At 42.8% G+C, this 18,556-nt stretch carries 16 protein-coding genes; 7 read left to right on the plus strand and 9 right to left on the minus strand.

The features are described from left to right. Positions 1-76 precede the first annotated feature (76 nt). The 5 genes from ABMY45_RS23285 to ribA all read right to left on the minus strand — a co-directional run bounded on the left by ABMY45_RS23285 (position 77) and on the right by ribA (position 6,070). Positions 77-1,300, minus strand: a complete 1,224-nt coding sequence (locus tag ABMY45_RS23285) for an aspartate kinase (RefSeq protein WP_010606210.1) — start codon at positions 1,298-1,300, stop codon at positions 77-79. A 7-nt stretch (positions 1,301-1,307) separates the two neighbouring features. Beyond that, positions 1,308-3,911 (minus strand): alanine--tRNA ligase, encoded by a 2,604-nt coding sequence (alaS, locus tag ABMY45_RS23290; RefSeq protein ID WP_174169904.1) that lies wholly within the window; start codon positions 3,909-3,911, stop codon positions 1,308-1,310. Between the two features lie 4 nt (positions 3,912-3,915). Further along, positions 3,916-4,404, minus strand: a complete 489-nt coding sequence (locus ABMY45_RS23295) for a regulatory protein RecX (RefSeq protein WP_010375943.1) — start codon at positions 4,402-4,404, stop codon at positions 3,916-3,918. After that, positions 4,404-5,201 carry a BPSS1780 family membrane protein gene (locus tag ABMY45_RS23300; protein ID WP_227386932.1) on the minus strand — a complete coding sequence of 266 codons (798 nt, stop codon included), beginning with the start codon at positions 5,199-5,201 and terminating at the stop codon, positions 4,404-4,406. Before ABMY45_RS23300 ends, ABMY45_RS23295 begins: the two co-directional genes overlap by 1 nt. Positions 5,202-5,443: 242 nt before the next feature. After that, positions 5,444-6,070, minus strand: a complete 627-nt coding sequence (gene ribA / locus ABMY45_RS23305; protein ID WP_010606207.1) for a GTP cyclohydrolase II — start codon at positions 6,068-6,070, stop codon at positions 5,444-5,446. Between the two features lie 160 nt (positions 6,071-6,230). On the opposite strand from ribA, the gene ABMY45_RS23310 reads away from it, so the two are divergent. From ABMY45_RS23310 to ABMY45_RS23320, 3 genes are read left to right on the plus strand one after another with little or no spacing between them, the layout of a single operon-like run. After that, a complete protein-coding gene (locus tag ABMY45_RS23310; protein ID WP_174169903.1) occupies positions 6,231-7,454 on the plus strand; it encodes a hypothetical protein in 1,224 nt (407 codons plus the stop codon). Continuing rightward, on the plus strand, positions 7,454-7,876 hold the full coding sequence (locus tag ABMY45_RS23315) for a hypothetical protein (RefSeq protein WP_010606205.1): 423 nt from the start codon (positions 7,454-7,456) through the stop codon (positions 7,874-7,876). The genes ABMY45_RS23310 and ABMY45_RS23315 overlap by 1 nt, the downstream gene beginning before the upstream one ends. After that, positions 7,869-9,434, plus strand: a complete 1,566-nt coding sequence (locus ABMY45_RS23320) for a sensor domain-containing diguanylate cyclase (protein WP_010606204.1) — start codon at positions 7,869-7,871, stop codon at positions 9,432-9,434. Before ABMY45_RS23315 ends, ABMY45_RS23320 begins: the two co-directional genes overlap by 8 nt. A 54-nt stretch (positions 9,435-9,488) precedes the next feature. Here ABMY45_RS23320 and ABMY45_RS23325 read toward each other — a convergent pair whose 3' ends face one another. Both ABMY45_RS23325 and ABMY45_RS23330 read right to left on the minus strand, forming a co-directional pair. Beyond that, entirely contained in the window at positions 9,489-11,303 is a 1,815-nt protein-coding gene (locus ABMY45_RS23325; RefSeq protein ID WP_349289558.1) for a DUF3413 domain-containing protein, read from the minus strand. 110 nt (positions 11,304-11,413) lie between these two features. Then, the gene (locus tag ABMY45_RS23330; RefSeq protein ID WP_010606202.1) at positions 11,414-11,920 is read right to left on the minus strand and encodes a DUF3087 domain-containing protein; all 507 of its coding nucleotides are present in this window, start codon (positions 11,918-11,920) and stop codon (positions 11,414-11,416) included. 168 nt (positions 11,921-12,088) lie between these two features. Here ABMY45_RS23330 and ABMY45_RS23335 point away from each other — a divergent pair, with 168 nt between their 5' ends. The 3 genes from ABMY45_RS23335 to ABMY45_RS23345 all read left to right on the plus strand — a co-directional run bounded on the left by ABMY45_RS23335 (position 12,089) and on the right by ABMY45_RS23345 (position 14,187). After that, positions 12,089-12,724 (plus strand): TonB family protein, encoded by a 636-nt coding sequence (locus tag ABMY45_RS23335; RefSeq protein ID WP_349289559.1) that lies wholly within the window; start codon positions 12,089-12,091, stop codon positions 12,722-12,724. A 307-nt stretch (positions 12,725-13,031) separates the two neighbouring features. Next, on the plus strand, positions 13,032-13,589 hold the full coding sequence (locus tag ABMY45_RS23340; protein ID WP_010606200.1) for an RNA polymerase sigma factor: 558 nt from the start codon (positions 13,032-13,034) through the stop codon (positions 13,587-13,589). Further along, positions 13,582-14,187 (plus strand): hypothetical protein, encoded by a 606-nt coding sequence (locus ABMY45_RS23345; protein WP_206473240.1) that lies wholly within the window; start codon positions 13,582-13,584, stop codon positions 14,185-14,187. The genes ABMY45_RS23340 and ABMY45_RS23345 overlap by 8 nt, the downstream gene beginning before the upstream one ends. A 13-nt stretch (positions 14,188-14,200) precedes the next feature. Here the strand turns inward: ABMY45_RS23345 and ABMY45_RS23350 are convergent, their stop codons facing one another. After that, the gene (locus tag ABMY45_RS23350) at positions 14,201-15,577 is read right to left on the minus strand and encodes a Na+/H+ antiporter NhaC family protein (protein ID WP_349289560.1); all 1,377 of its coding nucleotides are present in this window, start codon (positions 15,575-15,577) and stop codon (positions 14,201-14,203) included. A 212-nt stretch (positions 15,578-15,789) separates the two neighbouring features. On the opposite strand from ABMY45_RS23350, the gene ABMY45_RS23355 reads away from it, so the two are divergent. Then, positions 15,790-16,638, plus strand: coding sequence for a MurR/RpiR family transcriptional regulator (locus ABMY45_RS23355; RefSeq protein WP_174169897.1), 849 nt, complete (start codon positions 15,790-15,792; stop codon positions 16,636-16,638). A 55-nt stretch (positions 16,639-16,693) separates the two neighbouring features. Here the strand turns inward: ABMY45_RS23355 and ABMY45_RS23360 are convergent, their stop codons facing one another. Beyond that, complete coding sequence (locus ABMY45_RS23360) at positions 16,694-17,854, minus strand: DUF1343 domain-containing protein (protein WP_349289561.1); 1,161 nt, start codon at positions 17,852-17,854, stop codon at positions 16,694-16,696. Between the last annotated feature and the right edge of the window lie 702 nt (positions 17,855-18,556).

Genomic DNA, 18,556 nt, shown 5'->3' on the forward strand with positions numbered 1-18,556 from the left:
TATTCCAAAATTTAAAAGATTCCGCGTCAAATCCATTTTAAATAAAAGTTCCTAGAAAAGTAAGCAAAAACTTCTTTTACTCAGTACTTTCCAATTCGAATTTGGCATGTAAAGCCCGTACAGCTAGCTCTAAATATTTTTCTTCTACCAGTGCCGAGATTTTTATCTCTGATGTAGATACTAATAGAGTGTGAATATTTTCTTCGGCCAATGCCATAAAAAAGAGACCAGCAACACCTGAATGAGATTTCATCCCGATGCCAACCGCTGAGATTTTTGCCACGTTAGCATTAACCTCTACGGTTGCGCCACCTAAATTTTGTGCATGTTGCGCTAAAACTTCTTCCGCCAGAATACAATCATTTGTGTGCACAGTAAAAGCATAGTCTATTTTTTTCTCACTGTGGTTCAAATGGTTAATCATATCGACTTCGATATTATGCTCACCAAGAAGAGAAAGTATATTGGCAAGATTACTAGGTTTTGCATCTACATTGTTAACTAAGATCAGCGCTTCGTCTTTGACACTCGCTACCCCAGAGACCACTTTAGTATTTTTCATCTTACCTTCCTCATAGCTAATTAAGGTGCCGTTGTCAGGAGAAAACGAAGAAAGTACACGCAGTGGTACATTATATCGACCAGCCGCTTCAACCGAGCGGATCTGCAAAACTTTAGCGCCCACACTGGCCAGCTCCAACATCTCAGGAAAAGTAATATGTGATAAACGCCTTGCATTTGGCTCTATGCGCGGATCGGTAGTATAAACGCCATCGACATCAGTATATATCTGACATTCGTCTGCTTGCAAAGCCCCTGCGATTTCAACTGCTGAGGTATCTGTACCACCACGCCCCAACGTGGTGATATTGCCTTCTTCATCGCGTCCTTGAAATCCGGCAATAATGGTTATTCGGTTATGCTCAAGCTCTTGCTTTAAGCGGGTCGTGTCTATTTCCGTGATCCGCGCTTTAGAGAACATGTTATCGGTTTTAATACCAACCTGATCGGCAAGTAAGCTCACGGCAGAATGCCCACGCTTAATGATGGCCATCGCCAATAACGCGATAGAAACTTGTTCGCCGGTGGTGATCAATACATCTAGCTCACGAGAACTCGGACGTGCATCGATTTGTTGGGCAAGGGAAATGAGACGATTTGTCTCGCCTGACATTGCAGACAACACGACCACCACTTGGTGGCCTTGTTGTTGTGTTTTGATAACGTGTTCGGCAACCGCCTCAATACGCTCTACCGAACCTACCGAGGTGCCGCCAAACTTTTGTACAATCAGCGCCACTTGCTGATTACTGCGTTACTTCATTTAACCAAGTTGGAACACTGTTTAGTGCTGCGTCTAGGTTTTCTGGTTGTGAACCACCAGCTTGCGCCATATCAGGACGACCGCCACCTTTACCACCGACTTGAGAAGCCATGTGATTAACTAGCTCACCTGCTTTTACCTGACCAACTAAGTCTTTCGTTACGCCAGCGATTAGGCTTACTTTATCGCCATTTGCTACACCTAGCGCGATGACACCTGAGCCAATCTTGTTCTTCAGGTCATCGACCATGCCACGTAGTGCTTTAGACTCAGCTCCTGCAACGTTCGCTACGAGTAATTTAATCCCATTCACTTCGGTTACAGAGTCAAGTAGCGTTGCACCCGCAGCACTTGCTAGTTTGTCATTTAGTTGAGCAACTTGCTTTTCAAGGCCTTTTGACTTTTCAAGTAGCGCAGATACTTTTTCTAGCACTGATGAGGTATCACCCTTAACCAAAGCTGCGATTTCAGAAAGCACTTGCTCTTGCTCATTAACATAAGCGATAGCATCAGCACCTGTTACCGCTTCGATACGACGAACACCCGCTGCGATACCGCCTTCTGATACAATCTTGAAGAGACCAATATCACCAGCGCGCTTCACGTGTGTACCACCACAAAGCTCGATTGAGTACCCACCAATTGAAACGACTCGAACTTCATCATCGTACTTTTCACCAAAGAGCGCCATCGCACCTTTATCTTTGGCAGCATCGATATCCATCAACTCAGTTTGCAGAGCAAAGTTACGACGGATCTCTGCGTTCACTGCATCTTCTACTTGCTGCAACTGCGCTTTAGTGACGCCTTCAAAATGTGAAAAGTCGAAACGAAGACGATCCGGCAGTACCAATGAACCTTTTTGAGTAACATGGTCACCCAACAAATCGCGCAGTGCTTTGTGCACCAAGTGCGTTGCAGTATGGTTTTTCTTCACTCGCTCGCGACGCTCAGCGTCAATACGCGCATCGGCTTTATCGTTAACACCAATACGGCCAACCACATGACCATGGTGTGCAAATGCATTACCTAGCTTTTGCGTGTCAGTAACCACAAACTCGCCGTTAGCCACTTTTAGTACACCCGTATCACCAACTTGGCCGCCTGACTCAGCATAGAAAGGCGTGCGGTCAAGGATAACCACACCTTGTTCACCATCTTCTAACGTATTGGTATGTTGACCGTCTTTAAAGATTTCAACCACAGTGCCGGTATAGTGCTCAGCATCATAGCCTTTAAAGTCAGTGTTTTTATCAGACTTCAAGCGCTCGTTGTAATCTGCACCGAACTTGCCAGCCGCTTGTGCTTTTTTACGCTGTTCTTCCATGCATGCTTGGAAGCCACGCTCGTCAATCGTCATAAAACGCTCACGCGCCACATCTGCCGTTAAGTCTGCAGGGAAGCCGTAAGTGTCATACAGTTTGAACACTAGATCGCCTGGAATAACGTCGCCTTCAATACCTCCAAGGCTGTCTTCTAGGATAGTCAAACCACGGTCTAGTGTTTTACCAAACTGATCTTCTTCAATACGTAGTACTTTTTCGATAATCGCTTGTTGCTTCACTAATTCTGGGTAAGCTTCACCCATTTGCTCAGCAAGTGCGGCAACTAACTTATAGAAGAATGCCCCTTTTGCACCGAGTTTATTGCCGTGACGAACTGCACGACGAATGATACGACGTAGCACGTAACCACGACCTTCATTCGATGGCATGACGCCGTCAGCAATAAGGAACGCACACGAACGAATGTGGTCAGCAACCACACGTAGTGATTTATCTTCTAAATCTTGTGCATCTGTTACTTTTGCAGCTGCTTTAATCAGCGCTTGGAACAGGTCAATCTCATAGTTTGAGTGCACACCTTGCATAATAGCCGAGATACGTTCAAGACCCATGCCGGTATCAACCGACTGCATTGGCAGCGGCTCCATTGTGCCGTCTGCATGACGGTTGTACTGCATGAATACTAAGTTCCAGATCTCAATGAAGCGATCGCCGTCTTCTTCTGGTGAGCCCGGAGGTCCCCCCCAAATGTGCTCGCCGTGGTCATAAAAGATTTCAGAGCAAGGACCGCAAGGACCCGTGTCGCCCATTGACCAAAAGTTATCCGCCGTCGCAATACGGATGATCCTGTCTTCTGGAACACCAACTTGTTTTGACCAGATATCAAATGCTTCGTCGTCTTCATGATAAATAGTAACTAGTAGCTTTTCTTTTGGCAGCTTGATCACATCCGTAAGGAAACCCCAAGCAAATTTTATTGCGTCGGTTTTAAAATAGTCACCAAAGCTAAAGTTACCTAGCATTTCGAAGAAAGTGTGGTGCCTTGCGGTATAACCTACGTTTTCAAGGTCATTATGTTTACCACCAGCACGAACACAGCGCTGTGAACTGGTTGCTCGCGTATAAGGGCGTTTTTCCGCACCCAAGAAGGCATCTTTAAACTGCACCATACCAGCGTTGGTGAACAGTAAGGTGGCATCATTACCCGGAATTAACGAGCTTGAAGGCACCACTTGGTGCTGTTGTTTAGCAAAGAAATCTAAGAAGCTTTGCCTGATTTGTGCGGTAGTCATATGCTGCATGTGATCATTCACCCTTTATTTCTTCTTGCTCTGCTGCAGTCATTGCAGCTTCAATTGCAAAATCTATTTCATCAAAACTAAAGCCACGATAACTCATGTAACGTACGCGCTTAGTTTTTTCTTTATATTCTATCGGTTGTGCGCAAAGACCGTACTTTTTTTCATAGGTTTTTGCGGCTTGCATGTACCAATCAATTTCGCGCTCAGCGATTAGCGTATGCAAAGTCTCTCGGCTCACACCCTTTTGCCCTGCATCCATTAATACACGCTTTTCTCCAAGTCCTTTTGCAATCTGGCGGTTTAAAAAGCTCTCTGCATAGCGGTCATCATTAACGTAATCGAGCGACTTTAGCCAAGATACCAATTGCTCCGCGACTGCCGCTGTAGCCCCTTTTTGCAGTAGCTTTTGCGTCAATCCAGACTCAGAGTACTCTTGTCTCGACAATAACCAAACCGCATAGTTTTTTAGCTTTTTAACTTCTTGTTCATCCATCAGGCGTCAAAGCGTCCTGAGTCAGACTGAGAGATGTTAGCATTTTCATCATTTTCCTTCTTTTCAACGATAATTGGCATAAACATCGCTTGAAAAGAAACAAAAAAGCCTATCATGGCGACCGGCATGATAATAATCGCCGGGATCATCGACAGCGGTATAGACGCAACGATAAACGCTGCGACGACCAGGCCGTAAATACTCAGCGCGGCCATATTATGATAAAAAGCGGCAAGCGAGCACTTCATCGCGTGAAAAATACGTTTTTCACCTTGGAAAAACACCTGTGGCACGACAAAAGCGAAGGCCATCATAATGACCGATTGTGCAATCACAAATACGGCAACTTCGGCAAAACTAATATTGCTCGCGATAAGTCCGATAAGTTCATTCGGATCGGTATTTGGGCCAACACTCTCCAGCGCAGTCGCCACATCACTGAATAGCACACCGGCAACCATAGTCAGCAACAGCGCACCTGCCATTTGATAAATACCAACTCGGAACAAGTGTAATCGGCGGCCTTTTGCTGCAAAAGGCTCAAAAATATCAGCTAACTTTATTGGTTTATTGATCTGTTTATTGATAACTGCAAGGTAGAAGCCAGCGCTTAAGAAAGGACCAGACAAGGCAGCGATGATATGAAAAATAGGTGCGAACAGGGGCAATAGACTTACTACCGCCATGAAAATATACATCAACATGAAAGTCATAGGCTGGGTTTTGAAAATTGCCCACCCGGCTTTTAGCCACTGCACGCCCATGCTTGCTTTGAATGTTCTAATTGGTGTCGACATAGTCCACTTAATTTAAGCTATAACGTCTTTGATTATACTGATTACCGCGTCGAGTGAAAAGGCATGAAAAGCGGATTTGTCAGCGCTTTTTAGCATATTTTAAACAAATACTGACGGTTACCATAACCTATGTTGGACATCTTAAGTTTGAGGGAGTTGTAATGAGAATAGTATGTTTGATATGACAAGCCAACCGAAGCACTTATCTAGTCGGCTTGTTGTAGTAAGCATATACGCTTCGGCTAATCAGCTTTTGATATCTTTTTGATATCCAGCATGTGGGCACCGTGTTGGATCTTGGTTTTTAGATACTGTTCATTACCAGAAACCCCAGCCTTAACATGCGCCTGAGTGCCAACTACCTCATCGACAGTAATACCCGCATTTCTCAACGCCTTCAGCTTTCTTGGATTATTCGTCATTAACTTAACGTGGTTTAATCCGAGCGCCTGAAGCATCAACACGGCATCAGAGAAATCTCTTAAGTCATCTTCAAAGCCGAGGTGGTTGTTTGCCTCGTAGGTGTTCATCCCTTGTGATTGCAATACATAAGCATCGATTTTATTGTACAAGCCAATGCCACGACCTTCTTGGCGCAAATATAACAAAATGCCGCCTTGTTTATGCATCGCCTCAATACATTCATTTAACTGTTCGCCACAATCACAACGAGAAGAATGAAAGACATCGCCGGTTAAGCACTCAGAGTGCATACGAATTAGGGGAATTTGCTGCTGACTGTCTGCGCTATTAAATACCAGCGCAACATGTTCCTGGCCATCTTTTAGCCCTGAAAAAGAAACTATTTCTGCAGGGATATTACTATGCTGCCCTACATTCAGCCCGACTCTCGCTCTTACTTCTGCCACGTCTTAATCTTGCCTAATGTGATAATATAACAATATGCTACCATACATGGGATATGGTGTCTCTAAGTTCATTATACAAGGCCAAGGCGGACATCGCATTGGTAAATGTCAAAATTCGAACTAGGCTATATAAAAAGGAAAGCGAAAACATTTATAACTCATGCGCTCTGTTTTTATCTGCCTACTATTTTTAACCACATTCAGCTACGGCTCTGACATTGATTTCAGTGGCTTTGCTACGCTCAAGGCGGTTAAAACAGACTCCCATACCGCCAAAATCAGAGAATCCATCTCACATCCGCACGGTGTGGAAAAAGATGAGCTCGACTTTTCATTTTCTTCTTTGGGCCTACAGGCAGAGTGGCATGCAAATGATAATGTAGAGTTTGTTGGGCAACTGCTATTAAAAGAGCAACACGATGACCGAGTCAACAATGCAATAAAACTGGCTTTTCTACGCTACAACCTAAATTCGAACTGGCAATTTCGTGCCGGACGCACCGGGTTAGACCTATTTTTGATGACTGAATATCGGGATATTGGCTATTCAATGGATATGGAACATCCGCCTGTCGAGTTTTATTCTATTATTCCTCACCAAAACCTAGATGGCGTTGACTTGCAGTATCGCGCACCGCTTGATCAGGGCATCGCCAGCATCAAAGCATATTGGGGCCGCTCCGAATCGCCTATCTACAGCGATTATAAGTTTTTTTGGAATGTAGAACTTAAATCTATCTTGGGTGTAGCGGTACAGTACGAAACGTTAAATTGGCTGTTTAGAGCCAACTATACAACAACAAAAGCAGCTAATGAGCATGAACAGCAAAAGCAGTTACGTGAGGCTCTCGCGCAAGTTCCTCTACAAGTTTGGCCAACCAAAAATGAGCTTATCGACTCTCTTTATATTATCGACAAGCGCTTCACCTATAGCGCACTCAGTATGAGATATGATGATTCGAAGTGGTTGGTACAAAGTGAATTATCGCTGACGGATTCAAATTCCAGCGTGCTCAACCGCCTAAAAGCAGCTTATATCACACTAGGCAAGCGCTTCGATTTAAACACTTTGTCTTTCACCTACTCAGTTGCCAAGTCCGATAATGAGCCAAGTGTAGAACCCGGTCCGCTCGTCCCATTACCTGAATTAATACAAATATACGAAGCTGCTTCCATGCACTCTGGTTTTTATCAACTGGATCAGCATAGCACCTCACTAACTTGGCGACGCGAATTGAGCCCGACGTTAGCACTAAAGTTCAATTGGAAGCATACATCAGCGGACCATTTGCCCAGCGCTTTTTACCTTCACGATACTGAGCAATTTAGTGATCCCGACCTTTCTTTTAACACCTTCACACTTAGCTTTAATTGGGTGTTCTGATGAAAAGGTTACTTACTGCTGTTTTCTTCCTGATTTCTTACCCAATTTCAGCAACAGCTGATATTGCCGTCATAGTTAACAAAGACAACCCCATCGAGTCAATATCGCAGCGCCAACTCATCGACATGTACATGGGAAAATACGTTGCCTTTCCCAACGGCGATATGGCCGTGACCTATGACTACGAAAAATCACACCCTTTAAGAGGTCCTTTTTTCTTGGCACTGACAGGACGCAATGAAAGCCAAATCAATGCTTATTGGTCAAGAATAAAGTTCAGCGGCAAAGTTTCTCCCCCACAGTCATTTTCCTCACCGTCGACTATACTTGAAAATATCAGAAATACGCCAAATGCAATCGGCTATGTTCCAGCAGACTTTGTGACGGGTGATGTGAAGGTAATTTATCAAATCGATGACTAAATATGGGCTGATCGTGCGGCTAGCACTCGTGCTTGTTGTCTCGACTTTTATTTTTTCAATGCTTTACGCTAAGTTATATCACGACCATATTGTTGAGCGTGAACTTCGGCGTTCTAATACTATTATTGGGCAAATTGGCCAAACCGTGTCGTCGTCTTCCTCTATTGCCACTTATCTCAATGACAAAGACCTTGCTGTAGAAGTTATTAATGGCCTAGTCAGTAACGACGTTATCTCTTCGGCCGCAATAAAAAGTGAGGATAAGTGGCTCGCTCAAAGTGTAGGATTTAAATCGCAAAATGCGACCATTATTTCGCTTAATCATCCGTTTTTATTGAGTGAAATTGTTGGTGAGATCTATATTCAACCAAATTCCGTTTTTATCGAGCAAAGTGCTAGAGATATCGCCCGTTCAAGTGTTCAAACTTTGTTGGTTGTCATCATCCCAATCTTAGTCATCTTCACCGTTGTTACACATTTTATAGTTACAAAACCCCTGAGTAACTTAAGTAGTCAAATTGCTAGGGTTATTCCTGGAACACCATTGGATTTAGTCGTGCCTAGGGGGCATGAATCAAGTGAAATTGGTGATATTGCGAGCAATACCAATCAACTTATTGCTAAAACCGCTTCCATGTTCGAGCAAGAGCGCCAACTGCGAGCTGATATTGAAATACTTGAGAAGCGCTTTAGGCTGATGTTTGAGCGCTCCTCTTCTCCCACCCTACTGGTAAAAGACAAAGGTGAAGTGATCTTAGCTAATGATGCCGCTTGTGATTTGCTGGCAGGCATGGCAATTGACCTTGATGAATATTTTCCCGAAAGTTTTGGTCGCTACTGCAAAACTCCGGATATTCTCTACACCTTTACGGAGCATACCTTGGAGCTTAACCAGCCAACTCAGTCAGAGTTTGAGTTTATTAACCCCATGACCGAACAACCTGTTTGGCTGAGTGTCATCATGCTTAGAGTGGAAAGTAGCGGGCAATTCTATTTACAGGTGTTTTTATCAGATATCACGCTTAGAAAAACTGTGTTTCAAGAACTCAATAAAAAGGCTAACCGCGATAAGCTAACAGGCCTCTACAATCGCCATGGTACTGAAATCAAGATCAACGAGTGGTTAGATAACGAAACTCCGTTTAGCTTATTTATTATTGATTTAGATGAGTTTAAACCAATCAATGATATTTATGGCCATAACGCCGGTGACGCTATGTTAAAACACATCGCCACTCAAATTAGTGCTCAGGTGAGAGAACAAGACGTGGTTTGTCGTTGGGGAGGTGATGAGTTTTTGATTGCCTTGCACTGCGCTAAAAATGAAAAATTGCAGCGCATCGCTGAAAACCTGTTAGGGGCGATAAACACCGAGATGATTTGGCAAACGTCAGAAGGGAAATTACTTCCACTGCGAGTTGGTGCGAGCATAGGTATTGCAAGCTACCCAAGAGACGCGGTTGAGCTAAGCCAATTAATCGAATGTGCCGATGTCGCCATGTATACGGTTAAAAAAGACAAGAAAAACGCCTTTCAATTTTACTCGTTAAGCGCTTAGTTATACCGCTCAAGTTAGCACGACAGTCCGCCAGCACACCTAATCCTCTTTTATCTACTGAAAGTGGCTTATCTGCTGCATTGCCTCTTGAATATATTCAAAGTTTGGCTCTTGCTCAGCTGGCTTGTTAGTTTCATCGAGCATCTCATAAGTTCCCATGGGCGAGACTTCAACAATTTGCTGCTTACTCACAATCGCATATTTATTGTAGCTACTGAGTAATAGCCAGTTTCTCTTTTTAACTGTTCCGGTTAAGTTATAACCCGTACTATAATCTTCAGGTGTGTTTTTAACCCCTAAGTACTCATTCATCAACGTCGGCACGACGTCTAAGTGACTGGTTACCACATTTGAGGCTTGCCAATGCTGCCACTTTTCGCTTTTTGGTCCTACAACAATAAATGGCACCTTTATCTGCGGCTCAGTAAAATTACTATTGTGTCCCCAGTAATTAAGCTTGTTGTCATTAAGCTCTTCACCATGATCTGATGTGATAATCACCAGTGTATTTTCTATATCAAGCTGCGCTAATACCGATGCAGCAAGACTATCTACAAAGTGTGTACTGGTAAGATAACGATTTAAAATTGGTTCTCTATCATAATCGTTGTCCAATAACATATGGTTAATGGGGCCGTGCATTGGCCCAAACCCGGCATGGTAACCCTCAGGAACTGCGTAGCCATGGATTGCATCATAAAAGAGAAAACTGAAAGACGGCTGGTTTGGATCTTTATTAGCATACCATTTAACCCAATTTTTGGTGATCTGCTCATCCCTAGCTAATACGTCATCACCTTTTGTATGCGTTTTTAGCCCCTTAATGCGAGCAAACACGGTTTCATTAAACTCAGGGCGAACAAGTTGTGCAGACGAAAATACCCCAAATTGATAACCCAAATCGCGCATTCTATCCATCAATAATGGCGTAACTCGATTGTTGTAAATATCCTGCCAAGCAGTGCCTGGCAAACCATAAAACAGTCCGGTGATCCCTGTTCGTGTAGAATTTCCAGTAGAGAAGTGTTGATTGAAGACCACACCTTGTTGTGAGAACCGCCAAATATTGGGAGTAACTTGTGCCGTGAAAGCATCATACCGCCATGAATCCAGTACCACAAAAACAATATCAAGAGGCTTTTTAACTGGCTCTACTTCAATAGGTTGTAAAGGATAGTTAAATTGCCCTTGTGTTAAAGACATTGATTTCTGCTGCGCCAATGCAGCCTCATCTAGCAAATCATATTTACGCAAAAAAGAGTTTGCTGTTGCAGGTTTGTAGAGGGGTAAATACTTACTGAATCCTGTGATCGGTTGATATACCGTCGCACTTGCCCAAGCATGAATTGTATTGCTCGCCAACAGGGCAATAATGGTTACGCTAGTGAACTTTCGACCAAAGCGCAGCTGCATTACGGCTCGGGGCTTACTTAACCACGTTAACAGGTAAAACTGGAAAGCAAATATCATAACAAAAATGGCTACCGCTTGAGCCCATGCAATTGGCGAGAACTCAATAACTTGGCCTGCAAGCAGCATATCGACAATAACACCGTTAATATGAAACTTGTAAAGCTCAAAGCACAAGCTATTTGCAATAAGTGCTACGAAAAACAATGCATAAAATAAAGCAAAGCATACGGATCTCACTTTATTTGACTGTAACCATACTAAAGGCATAGCGACAATACTCACTAACGCTGTGAGTAAAGCCATATGGCTCCACGTTGATACGGAAACGTAAAATAATGTCAGTCCTTGATAATCAACAGGGTTGGTATTTACAACATTTATGGTAATTAAGATTGAGCAAAGAGAGTTGATAAGAACCAACCAGCCGAACTGGTGAAATCGATGACGCAATAGCACAGTTCAAATTGTTCCTTTAATAGAAAATTTGACTGTTATATTACCGTTCTGACACATTAGTGTCACATTAAAAATTGTGAAAAAGTTTAACGCCGAAACAAGCCGCTTTGTTAGTACTGTTTCAATATCGTTTCTTTATAGTTTTCTGCTTTTATTTCAACTTGATACTTGCTAGCCAGTGAATCCAGCTCTGCTTGCCACATCGCCAAATCATCCATCGTTATGGTGTTGTCATCCAATTGCCATAGCTGACGAGATCCCGCATAGCTATACTGAATCGCCGTCATCGCATCTACATCCCCCTGCTGCGCTGCCTGTTTTAACTTCGCCATTTTACGGGTGATTTTGTTCAATGATTGCTTTAAGTCCCACACATAACTGACTTCAGTCATAAAGGGATGCGCTTTATGCTTTTTGAGCACGAGCCCAATGACGATGCAGGTCACTACTACACCAGTTAGATTCCAATGAAAATGGCTACCATCTACATCAGGAAATAATTGGATCAATAACTGAGCAATCCCTAAACTACCGAGTGCTAGCGCCACAACGCAAGCAATAATTACTTGATTTAAATGTTTGCGATAACGCGCTTTATTGATCTCAACTAACTTCATAACTACCTATGATCACGAAAAATTAAATAATGTGCTCTGCTCTTCGTGCATTGTAATCCATGGCCTGTAGCCAAACCAAGATACATATCAAAAAAATCTAAAAACTTTCACCCCGTTTCAGTTACCCAAACGTTTTATATACGAAAACAATATAACAGGGATAAAATCATGACGACATTAACCACTCTTCAACAGCCTAATTTAGGAATTCCAAAACTCGCACTATCGCTTGTTGGCGCAGTTATTATTACTTTTGCCACCTTTGGCTTTATGCAAAACTTAGTTTCTCAGGAACTCACTCCCCCCATTGTCGACATAGAAGTATTTGATCTTACTATTGCAACGGATAGAGAGGACTCTCCAGTCGAAGAAAAAAGGGTAATGCCAGAACCACCAAAACCAATAACAGCCCCAGTTAGACCGACTGAAAATATCGTTGATACAGGAGATAATCTACAAATTAGTAGCGAGACACCTAGCGTAGATTTAGGTAAGTTTACTAACACAATGACGCTGCAATTCTCCACCGATGGGCAAGCGACTCCACTTGTTAGAAGCAACCCTAACTATCCGCCCGCGGCTGCTAGAGATGGAGTGGAAGGCTGGGTAGAAATGGAGTTTGCCATTTCTCCACAAGGCGAAGTGATTGATGTTAAAGTGACGAATGCGGAGCCTAAAAGAGTATTTGATCAGGCTGCTGTCAGAGCACTCAGGAAATGGAAGTATAGACCACTTATTGTTGATGGAAAGCCGCAGCCGCAATACGCTCAGCGCGTTGTATTAGAGTTTACACTGGAACAATAACAGCCATTGATACGTAATCAATTTGAGTCGCTGAGTCACGAAGTAAACTTCTTAATTTAACCTGAGGTTTGGATAAGGAATGAGCTAACTCATTGTTTTTAATACCACATTAAATTATCCCCTTATCTAGCCTGACAGTTTTAGGGATAACAAGGCGAATTTATGCACCAATAGCTGGCTATTGGAAGTGAATTCAACGCAGTTAGCGCTAAAACTGGCTGCTAGAAAGGCATTAATTATCCGAAGCTCAGGTTAATTTAGCTTATTGATATTAGGGTCTGTTGACCCTTGATACTTAGGATTGCCTATGCTGAGTAGCTTGAAAATGTGGCGTGCTCGCGCCACCAGCAACGTAGAAGATCCGCTTTATGAATATGCGACGACGGGTAAAGTAAAATACCTAGAGCAAGTCATTGAGCGCTATCAAGGTGATTTATTTCACTTTCTAAAAACACAAACACAGGCGGCGTCGGCAGAAGATATATGTCAAAAAACATGGCTAAAAGTCATCGAAAAGAAAAGCGCTTATCGACAACAGGGTCACCCCAAGGCTTACTTGTTTCACATTGCACGTAACTTGCTAATCGATTCAATCAGGGCGTCAGGTAAACTCTCTGAGTTGACAGATAGTAAAGTAGGTATGACCAACTCCAATGAGTTCACAAAAACATCGGAGGAACAGTGGCTATACCAGCAAATTGCTACACTTCCTTTATTACAAAAAGAGGCGCTAAGCTTACAGTTAGAAGGGTTCAGCTTAGCTGAAATAGCACAAATTGTAGGGGCCACACAAGAGACTGTAAAAACTCGAATTAGATACGCAAAAGAGACTCTAAAGTCTCAAGTGGGTGAAGATCATGAGTAATTTAGACAAATTTGACGCCAAGTTAAAAGCGGCTTACCAAGCTAACAAGCAGGAAAAACCGTTAACTTTGGCTACTCGCATCAAGGTGCGACTAGTTAGCTTTGCCCATCATTATTTGGGTCGTATAGAAACTTGGCAGTGGAGCGCGGTTACTTGTTCAGTCGCTTTACTTTTCACCTTATGGTATCAAAATCAACATTTTGATATTGATAAAGAATATAACTCAAATGCTCATTTAGTCAGTTATGGAGATTTTCAACACATCGAAACGCATGAGCTACAGCAAGGCCAGTATCTTGCCCGTATAGATGAACAGAAAAAAGTGCTGGATGCTAGATTTGAGGCTGCGCAACAACAAGTTCAAGAACAGCGTTACGGTCGACTCGTTGCAATTAACGATGATGCTTGGTTAATTGAAGAGTGTAATACCCATACCCTCATCGAGTTAAAACAAAGCCTACTTAGCGTGATGCCACAGCCAAAAACTAGTGTTATCAATTTTAATACGCCAGTTATGCTAGCACTGTCGACCGCCAACAACGGACAAATTATTGCTATTGAAAGTACGGGGCACAACCAAGTTTTGGCTTGCCCCTAACTGGCGCTTACTCTTAAATCATAATAAGGCTGGCAATAAAGAAGCAGATAATTGCTAATACCCCGCCCACCAATGCATAAGGCAACTGGGTTTTAACATGAGTCAGTAAGTCACATCCAGATGCCAGTGCCGATACCGCACTGGTATCAGAAATAGGCGAGCAGTGATCACCAAATATTCCGCCACTTAAGATAGCACCAAGCACAAGCGACGGTGGCAGGCCTAGCGATTGAATAAGTGGCACACCAATAGGTATTAATATGGCGAAGGTGCCCCATGATGTACCAGTCGTAAATGACATGATTGCACCAGTAATAAAGAGTACAGGCACTATCAAGTAAATAGGCAAATAGTCACCAACTAAAGACGCAACAAAAGTCCCTGTTCCTAACTCTTTTAGACTTGCACCTAAGGTCAAAGAGAGTAACACAATACTTACCAATGGCAGCAGTTCTCCCATTCCCTTAAACCCAACATCCATTAGCTCGTGATGACTAAATCTCTTGCCGGTTAAAAGCAGCAAGTATGCAACCGTTGAAGCTAAGAGTGTGGCATAAAGTACTGATTTAGAGCCACTACCATTTGCCAATACACCATTGCCTGTCCAAAACATAAATCCAAGCATACTTACAATCAGCGTTAATAAAGGGATCAGCATATAACGCGACTTGGTAGCACTCGGCCCACTACTTATTTCAGCCGTATGGTGTTTTAACTCTTGTTCCGCGGCCTTCATCGGTCCATGAACTTTATCAAAGACAATCGTATAGAGAACAATTAACAGTGCAATAATCGCATAAAAATTAAACGCGACACTACCCCATAAAATACTCACTGCCGACTGCTCAAGTTCGTAGTTACTCAGCAATCCAAGTACATAAGCACCCCAACCATTAAGCAAAATCAAAATACATACAGGAGCGCTAGTACTATCGATGATATAAGCCAAACGAGCCCGACTCATTTTGAACTTATCAAATAGTCCCCTCGCAACAATACCAGAGGTTAGTACACTCATATTTGATTCGATGAACACTGCAGTGCCAGTAAACATGGTTAGTAAGCCAACCTGACGTTTACTTTTAGCGACGCCTCGATTAAGCAGCATATTCACCGTTGCAGCAACCCCACCTGACTCTCGGATGAAGGCAAGCAATGCACCGATCACAATGCTAAAAATCAAGATCCGGCTGTTACCTGCCGATGTCGCAACCTCAATAACACGTTCAATACTGCCTACGAATGTGCCAGCAATTAGCGACTGCTGACCATGTAGAGCCAATAAAAATTCGGAAGAAACTAACGCTAAAATCAAAGCGATAATCACTTCTTTACGCCAAAACACGACTGCAATCGCAATCAAAGGTGGCAAAATCGAGTACCAAGCCATATAGTTTAGTCTATAAATTCAAAACACTTAGCTTAAGTTAAGCGGTTTAAAACACCAAGTCTTTGCGACTAAATTAAATTTAAGTCAACATTTAACCCCAATACTGGTACAATGAGTGTGTTTTGTGCAATGATATTCCTTTTTGGTCTATCGTAACGTTCCAATTGAACCTATAATATGGACAGATTAATTTAGTTCGGATTGAGTATCGTATGTCTACATTTGTCAAAATAAAAGCACTTCGTCCATCACTCTCAAATAGTGAAGCAAAGCTTGCTGACTTTACCTTGAACTCGGGCGATAAAATCCGTGCGCTTTCCTCCGTTGAGCTGGCACGCGAAGCCGGTGTCAGCCAATCTAGCGTCGTAAAATTTGCCCAAAAGCTGGGGTATAAAGGATTTCCAGCATTTAAACTTGCCGTCGTTGATGCGCTCAACGAGCAAACAGATACCAGCGCAGCAATTGATGAGTTAATTTCCAGTAATGACTCAATCGAGTTAATCGCAGATAAATTACAACTAAAACAGCAAAATGTTATTTCCGAAACTCGAAAACTTAACTCAGCAAAACAGTTTGAGAACGCAATTCAGTTGGTGAAAAACGCACGAAAAGTCATCGTATGTGCACTTGGTAGTACCTTCACTATGGCCCAAGATTTAACTTGGAAACTCCAAAAGCTTGGTATTCCGGCAATTGCTCAGGTCGATGAAATCAGTGCCTCTAGCTTTATTGCAACGATGGGAAAAGACGATCTTTTTATTGTGATCAGCAATACAGGAACCAGCAAGAGCTTGCTAACCTTGACTAATCAAGCTCTGGATAATGGCTGTAAATGTCTTGCCATTTCACGTTATGGTAGCCACTCACTCGCGGAAATGGTAGATGCGATACTATATTGCATCAATGAAGGGGAGCCACTTAAGCATTCAGGTATGCTGTCTCGTACTTCTCAAGCCTACCTTATTGACGTTTTATTCACGGCACTTGCACAATCAAACCTGCATTGGCAAAAACGCGTGGATAAGGCCAATGAAAACATGCAAGTATTGCGTAGCGAGTAAGACTTAAGCCACTCACGGCAGACTCGTGCTGCCGTTTACCTCTAGCAAAAACCCGTTACAGTCTCGGGTATAATAAATACTTTTTCCGCTGCTTTAAAAAATCTTGTACATCCTGCTGCCACAGTTTTTTCAGCTCTGATGCCGATTGGCCAGATTCAATGGCTTTGCGGATTTTGTCCGTGCCTGCAAGCTTATCGAGAAAATCGGGGGACTGAAAAAACGCTTTATTCTCGTGTTTGAACTGTGCATATGCAGCAACAAACCAAGTTAGATCAAAACCTCGTACATTGCTGTTTCTTAAGTCTAGGCCAAACGCAGTCACACCATTTAATTTAGGATTGGAAGCCGCACCTAGTACTGGTCGGGGAGTGAACTGAAACTCACCCAATTTAGGATCTGGATAGCCAAAAACTTGAAATGGAAAATCCGTTCCACGACCAACAGAAATAGGTGTCGCTTCAAAAAAGCACAAAGATGGATACAAGTAGATTGCTTGTTGGTTTGGTAGGTTAGGACTTGGTGGTATCGGCAATCTGTATTCGGTGGCACCGCTATAATTTCGCATTGGAAATACACGTAACTGTGGCGCTGTAAGCGAGGTTAACCACCCTTCTCCTTTAATCATAGTCGCCAGTTCGCCAACAGTCATGCCATGCAATACGGGAATGGGATGCATACCAACAAAAGATTGAAATGGTTTTTCTAATAATGGGCCATCAACATATGCGATATTTGGATTTGGCCTATCAAAAACCCAAAATTCAATATTTGCATCGGCTGCGGCTTCCATCGCGAGGTGCATAGTGCTGATGTATGTATAAAAGCGCAACCCCACATCTTGAATATCAAAAATAAGCACATCGATATCTTTGAGCTGCTCAGGCCTTGGCTTTTTATTACTACCATAAAGCGAAATGATTGGTAGCCCAGTTTTCACATCTGTTGCATCATCTACTTTAGCACCCGCATCATAATTACCACGAAAACCATGTTCCGGTGCAAAGACCTTTTTAACATCCACTTCTTTATTAAGTAAGTAATCAACTAGATGTTGGTCGTCAATGCGGGATGTTTGGTTTACGATTAATCCGACGCGCTTACCTTTTAACACAGGTAAATACTCTTCTGCGCGCTCAGCACCTAATGTAAGCGCTTCAACAGTTAAAGGAACACAACAAAAAACAAGTAGTAATAAAATTCTGAGTGATTGAAACATATAACGCTTTCTCTAAATAAATACGCGATTAGGGTATCAGTCAGAAAAAAAATGAAAAGTATTTCGGGAGTTTAATCATGCAGTAGTGAACCTCCGAGCGTCGTCATATTTAACTTTTGTAAAAGATCGCAGGGTAAACCTGCTCCTACATGGATATTAGACACAAAAAAACCGACTTTCGTCGGCTTGTTTATCTCTTTATTTCACCACTTGAGGAAAAGTGGCGGACGCAGGACGTGTGTTGTGGAGAGTGAACCTCCGACCGTCGTCATATTCAACTTTCATAAAAGATCGCAGGGTAAACCTGCTCCTACACGATACATTTAAGCACAAAAAAACCGACTTTCGTCGGCTTGTTTATCTCTTTATTTCACCAATTGAGGAAAAGTGGCGGATGCAGGACGTATGTTGTGGAGAGTGAACCTCCGAGCGTCGTCATATTCAACTTTTGTAAAAGATCGCAGGGTAAACCTGCTCCTACATGGATATTAGACACAAAAAAACCGACTTTCGTCGGCTTGTTTATCTCTTTATTTCACCACTTGAGAGAAAGTGGCGGATGCAGGACGTGTATTGTGGAGAGTGAACCTCCGACCGCCTGTTTTTACCTTCATTCTTTCACCACTTGAGGAAAAGTGGCGGATGCAGGACGTATGTTGTGGAGAGTGAACCTCCGAGCGTCGTCATATTCAACTTTTGTAA

The organism is Pseudoalteromonas sp. XMcav11-Q, assembly GCF_040104525.1.
Taxonomy (GTDB): domain Bacteria; phylum Pseudomonadota; class Gammaproteobacteria; order Enterobacterales; family Alteromonadaceae; genus Pseudoalteromonas.

Excerpts from the sequence above, each read along its gene's own strand:
- ABMY45_RS23355 (WP_174169897.1), top strand. The coding sequence starts at position 15,790 with ATGTCTACATTTGTCAAAATAAAAGCACTTCGTCCATCACTCTCAAAT.
- ABMY45_RS23320 (WP_010606204.1), top strand. The coding sequence starts at position 7,869 with ATGACTAAATATGGGCTGATCGTGCGGCTAGCACTCGTGCTTGTTGTC.
- ABMY45_RS23340 (WP_010606200.1), top strand. The coding sequence starts at position 13,032 with ATGCTGAGTAGCTTGAAAATGTGGCGTGCTCGCGCCACCAGCAACGTA.
- alaS (WP_174169904.1), bottom strand. The coding sequence starts at position 3,911 with ATGCAGCATATGACTACCGCACAAATCAGGCAAAGCTTCTTAGATTTC.
- ABMY45_RS23360 (WP_349289561.1), bottom strand. The coding sequence starts at position 17,854 with ATGTTTCAATCACTCAGAATTTTATTACTACTTGTTTTTTGTTGTGTT.
- ABMY45_RS23310 (WP_174169903.1), top strand. The coding sequence starts at position 6,231 with ATGCGCTCTGTTTTTATCTGCCTACTATTTTTAACCACATTCAGCTAC.
- ABMY45_RS23350 (WP_349289560.1), bottom strand. The coding sequence starts at position 15,577 with ATGGCTTGGTACTCGATTTTGCCACCTTTGATTGCGATTGCAGTCGTG.
- ABMY45_RS23295 (WP_010375943.1), bottom strand. The coding sequence starts at position 4,404 with ATGGATGAACAAGAAGTTAAAAAGCTAAAAAACTATGCGGTTTGGTTA.
- ABMY45_RS23315 (WP_010606205.1), top strand. The coding sequence starts at position 7,454 with ATGAAAAGGTTACTTACTGCTGTTTTCTTCCTGATTTCTTACCCAATT.
- ABMY45_RS23300 (WP_227386932.1), bottom strand. The coding sequence starts at position 5,201 with ATGTCGACACCAATTAGAACATTCAAAGCAAGCATGGGCGTGCAGTGG.
- ABMY45_RS23330 (WP_010606202.1), bottom strand. The coding sequence starts at position 11,920 with ATGAAGTTAGTTGAGATCAATAAAGCGCGTTATCGCAAACATTTAAAT.
- ABMY45_RS23335 (WP_349289559.1), top strand. The coding sequence starts at position 12,089 with ATGACGACATTAACCACTCTTCAACAGCCTAATTTAGGAATTCCAAAA.
- ABMY45_RS23345 (WP_206473240.1), top strand. The coding sequence starts at position 13,582 with ATGAGTAATTTAGACAAATTTGACGCCAAGTTAAAAGCGGCTTACCAA.